General features: G+C 58.7%; 4 protein-coding genes. All 4 read right to left on the bottom strand.

What is annotated here, in order from left to right:
- Nucleotides 1-496: 496 nt before the first annotated feature.
- Nucleotides 497-1,654 (bottom strand): TlpA disulfide reductase family protein, encoded by a 1,158-nt coding sequence (locus EN925_RS26725; RefSeq protein ID WP_063170386.1) that lies wholly within the window; start codon nt 1,652-1,654, stop codon nt 497-499.
- Nucleotides 1,655-2,253: 599 nt separating this feature from the next.
- Nucleotides 2,254-3,267, bottom strand: a complete 1,014-nt coding sequence (locus tag EN925_RS26720) for a 1-aminocyclopropane-1-carboxylate deaminase (protein WP_024505903.1) — start codon at nt 3,265-3,267, stop codon at nt 2,254-2,256.
- A gap of 236 nt (nt 3,268-3,503) precedes the next feature.
- Nucleotides 3,504-3,695: an exopolysaccharide production repressor protein gene (locus EN925_RS40915; RefSeq protein ID WP_127230899.1), complete on the bottom strand. Its 192-nt coding sequence runs from the start codon at nt 3,693-3,695 to the stop codon at nt 3,504-3,506.
- Nucleotides 3,696-3,774: 79 nt separating this feature from the next.
- Nucleotides 3,775-3,885, bottom strand: a 111-nt coding sequence (locus EN925_RS26710; RefSeq protein ID WP_164767080.1) for a 4Fe-4S binding protein, incomplete at its 5' end; no start/stop codon positions are given.

Here is a 3,885-nt window from a genome sequence, read left to right as displayed (position 1 = left end):
GCTTGGTGATGATGAACTCGGCCAGCAGCTCGGCATCCGAATGGCCTTCCCATAAGCCGAAGGAATCCTGAGTACGAATGAGCCGCAGGAGGCATTTGACGAACGGGGAAGCAAGGGCCTCGTCGTCATTGTTGACAGCAGGGCCAACCGGAGGAATTTCGTTGTTCGTCATTTCAGTCTTCGTCTTCGAGGTACGATTTCCTTTTCCTGCGATGCCCACTCCGGGTCCGCTTGCGTGGCCGACGAATGGCTTGGGCGGGCCAACCCCAAGAGTGCCCCGTGGCCGACCTCGACATGTCCACGAGTGCGAGACCTGCGGCGCGAATTCGCGGCGCACATCGTCTGCGCCGCGATCCGACCGGTGGTCAACGCAATTGAAATCCAACCTTCCGCAAGCCGCCGCCCTGCTGCATCGACATACTTGCTGCGAAGAGAGCTTCGATGGGCGGATTGGCCAGTGTTCAATTCCAATTGTCAGTCCCTTCGCGATTCTTGCTCAGGAAGTGACTTCGTTTTGAGTTTCGGGTGCCTTCTTTTGCGGAGCCACACAAAGATCCGCGTGACAGGCAGGCTCACCCGTGTAGTTGGCCAGTGCTTCGAGCAATGGGGTAAGATAGTACTGTTTGGTGTGGTCCGGAATTGGCCCCAGCCGGTCCACCGATTTCAGTGCCACCTCGATCAACTCGATTGCGCGATCTTTGTTGCCGCTCTCGTAATAATACTGAGCTACCGGGAGGTACCGGAGGTATTTAAACGGGCCATCGCCGTTCGGGGGATTGAGTGCCAGTATCTGTTCCGAGAGCTCGTTGCCCATCGCAAAGCGCTCCGCGCGCGGAAGATGGGAATTGTCCATCGTGGGATCGAAGAGTTGGTTGAGGGCCAAGGCCATCCACGACACCGCGTCGGACGTTTTGTCGATCGCGTCCTCGACCAATTCTCGCATGACCGGCATGCCGGTCTTGATGTCGCGCAGCTTGTGAAGCAGAAGATCCGCATGAATCTGCCGGAACTCACAAGAGTCTGGCATCAAGGCGAGGCCTTCTTCGATGGCCAAGAGCGCCGCCGTCCAATCCTCGGCCTGCATCGCCGGCTCAAGTTTGGCGTATATCGGCCCGGTAAGCGACATTTCGCGCGCTGCAAGTTGGTTATGCGCGATGCGCTTTGCATCGGCGGCTTTCGCTTCATAGCTGCTGCGCCAGCTGCCGTTAAGGACTTTCGGCAAAACGTCATCGAGTTCCGCCGGGTGGCCGATAAAAGCGATGTGGCCGTCGCGGTCGACCACGAACGAGGTGGGAATCCCAATCGAAGAGCTGGGATCCATCCAGAGCTTGTTCATTTCGCCAATGTAATCGAACCCGATACGATAATTCAGATTCGGGAACTCCTCGGTCAGCCAGGCATCCACGTTGGTCCGCGCCTCGTCTGCGGTAGGACCCTGTTCGCAGGCGGCAACTCCGACCGCCTCAAATCCGCTGCCTTCATATTTCTCCTGCAGTTCGATCAAATGGGGCATGGCGTCGACACATGGTCCGCACCAAGTCGCCCAAAACTCAACGAGGTAGACCTTGCCGGGCCGAAAGTTCGTGAGGGGCTCGCCACGCAGCCAGTTCTCCACTTTGATCGCAGGAGCCGGGGACCCCATACGCAGTTCCATCTTGGTGTCCAAAGTCATTCCACACCTTTCGTCTCTTTTGTCGCGGAATATTTTCCAGTCAAAATCGGACACGGTCTCGAGGGCATCGCTCCCTCTGGCTTGCTTCAGCGAAGCTCTCACCGTGTTGCCGCACATCAAGCTGCAACGGAGGTGCCAATTCCCTCAGCTCCGGTAAGCGGCGGGAAATGCTTTGAAATTCTCCACGAGGCCAAATGCGGCCGATTGTCGTGAACCCGACATGTCTTCTGCCGCTGTCGGGTTTCGCCCTATCACTCTTGAGAGCTTGGACGGCTCGCCTGTGATTAGACTGGCCTCGGCCCTCGAGCAGTGGCAGTTTGGCGCCAGTTCGAAAGCGCGAACTCGCCGGCTTGGTCCTCGTGCCGCCACCGCCGCGTGTGGATTCTTGCCCCGGAGTCAAAATTCGCCTCGCGGTTGCCAACGGCGGCATGCGCTCAATGCGCGTGGCGTTGAGCACCGACAGCACGTAATGGTACCAATTAGTGGATGCCCGTCGCTGCCTCCACTTCTCCAGCCAAGCGCTCGAACGACGCTACCTACCCACGTTCGAGCGCGACCGCGGAATCGCAGACTGCCGAACGTCAGCCGTTGCGAAAGGTGTAGCCGTACCCGTTGATCGCCGGTGCGCCGCCTAGATGTGCGTAGAGGACCCTCGATCCCTGTGGAAAGAAGCCCCTCTGGACGAGGTCGATCATCCCTTGCATCGATTTGCCCTCGTAAACGGGGTCCGTAATCATGCCCTCGAGCCGCGCGCACAAACGGATTGCCTCTTTGGTTTCCTCCGATGGAACGCCATAACCCGGGTACGCGTAGTCCATGAACAACACCACGTCTGCCTCGACAATTTCCGCTCCGAGGTGGACGAGCTTCGCTGTATTTTGGGCGATGCCAAGCACCTGCGCCTTGGTCTTGGCGGGCATGGCGGAGGCATCGATACCGATCACGTTGCGCTGTCGACCATCCTTGGCGAACCCGACGAGCATGCCGCCGTGGGTTGAACCAGTCACCGTACAGACGACGATATAGTCGAAGGCAAACCCAAGCTGCTCTTCCTGGGCACGCACCTCCTCAGCGAACCCCACATAGCCCAGGCCGCCGTATTTGTGGACAGAGGCGCCGGCAGGTATCGCATATGGCCTGCCGCCCCTTGCCTTGACTTCATAAAGTGCCTTTTCCCAGCTGCGGCGGATGCCGATGTCAAAGCCCTCGTCAACCAGGCGCACCTCTGCCCCCATGATGCGGCTCAAGAGGATATTGCCGACCCGGTCGTAGACAGCATCATCATGTGGGACCCAGCTCTCCTGGACCAGGAGGCATTTCATGCCGATCTTGGCGGCGACCGCAGCGACCATGCGCGTATGGTTGGACTGCACGCCACCGATTGTGACGAGCGTATCGGCATCTGACGCGATCGCGTCGGGCACAATGTATTCGAGCTTGCGCAGCTTGTTTCCGCCGAACGCGAGACCGGAGTTGCAGTCCTCGCGTTTGACGTAGATTTCCACCTTGTCGCCCAGATGCTTGCCGAGGCGGTCGAGCCTCTCGATCGGCGTGGGTCCAAAGGTGAGCGGATAACGTTCGAATTTTTCCAGCATGCTATCTCCAGCAAAAAAGTACCTGAACCTGCTACGCACCGGTCAGCCCAGGGGTATGGTCGCGTGTTAGCCGAACACAGATTCCCTATACGATCAGCTCAGTCATCAGAGGGTGACCAAAATTGGTGTGGGTCTGAGCACTGATCCTGTCATCCGCGCATCAAAGCAGCAGCACATGCTGGGCATTCGACCAAGCCGGGACACAGCTGAAAATTGCATTCCGCAGTTGATCAGAGTCAGACGACTGGTACCCGAGCTTTCCTGTAACCATCGGCATGCTGGCCCCTGTGGCGAGTTCCACGAGCGCGGCTAGAGGACTGCCAGATCAGAAAGAGCACGCGGCCGAAGTAGCCGGCCTGAAGCAGCAGCGAACAGGCCAGCGTCGTGACGACTGCCACACGGAGCGAATCCAAAGCGAAGTAAACCATCGACGCATTGCTGCACAGGACCAGCCCCACGAGCCGACAAAAAGATGAAGTGCACGCCGCTCCCCTGGTTTTCGCCAGATCATGTTGCGAGCTCGTCGGCCGGAACATGCGTCTGGCAGTTCTTGGGGCAGACGCGGCCGCAGGCTCCGCAGCCTATGCAGCGGCCGGCATCATCGACAACCATGATCAT

This window comes from Mesorhizobium sp. M7A.F.Ca.US.006.04.2.1 (genome assembly GCF_004022915.1).
GTDB classification, from domain to species: Bacteria; Pseudomonadota; Alphaproteobacteria; order Rhizobiales; family Rhizobiaceae; genus Mesorhizobium; species Mesorhizobium ciceri.
Note: the sequence above shows the minus strand (reverse complement) of the source record. Positions and strands in the feature narration are given on the sequence as shown.

Excerpts from the sequence above, each read along its gene's own strand:
- EN925_RS26725 (WP_063170386.1), bottom strand. The coding sequence starts at position 1,654 with ATGGAACTGCGTATGGGGTCCCCGGCTCCTGCGATCAAAGTGGAGAAC.
- EN925_RS26720 (WP_024505903.1), bottom strand. The coding sequence starts at position 3,267 with ATGCTGGAAAAATTCGAACGTTATCCGCTCACCTTTGGACCCACGCCG.
- EN925_RS40915 (WP_127230899.1), bottom strand. The coding sequence starts at position 3,695 with ATGGTTTACTTCGCTTTGGATTCGCTCCGTGTGGCAGTCGTCACGACG.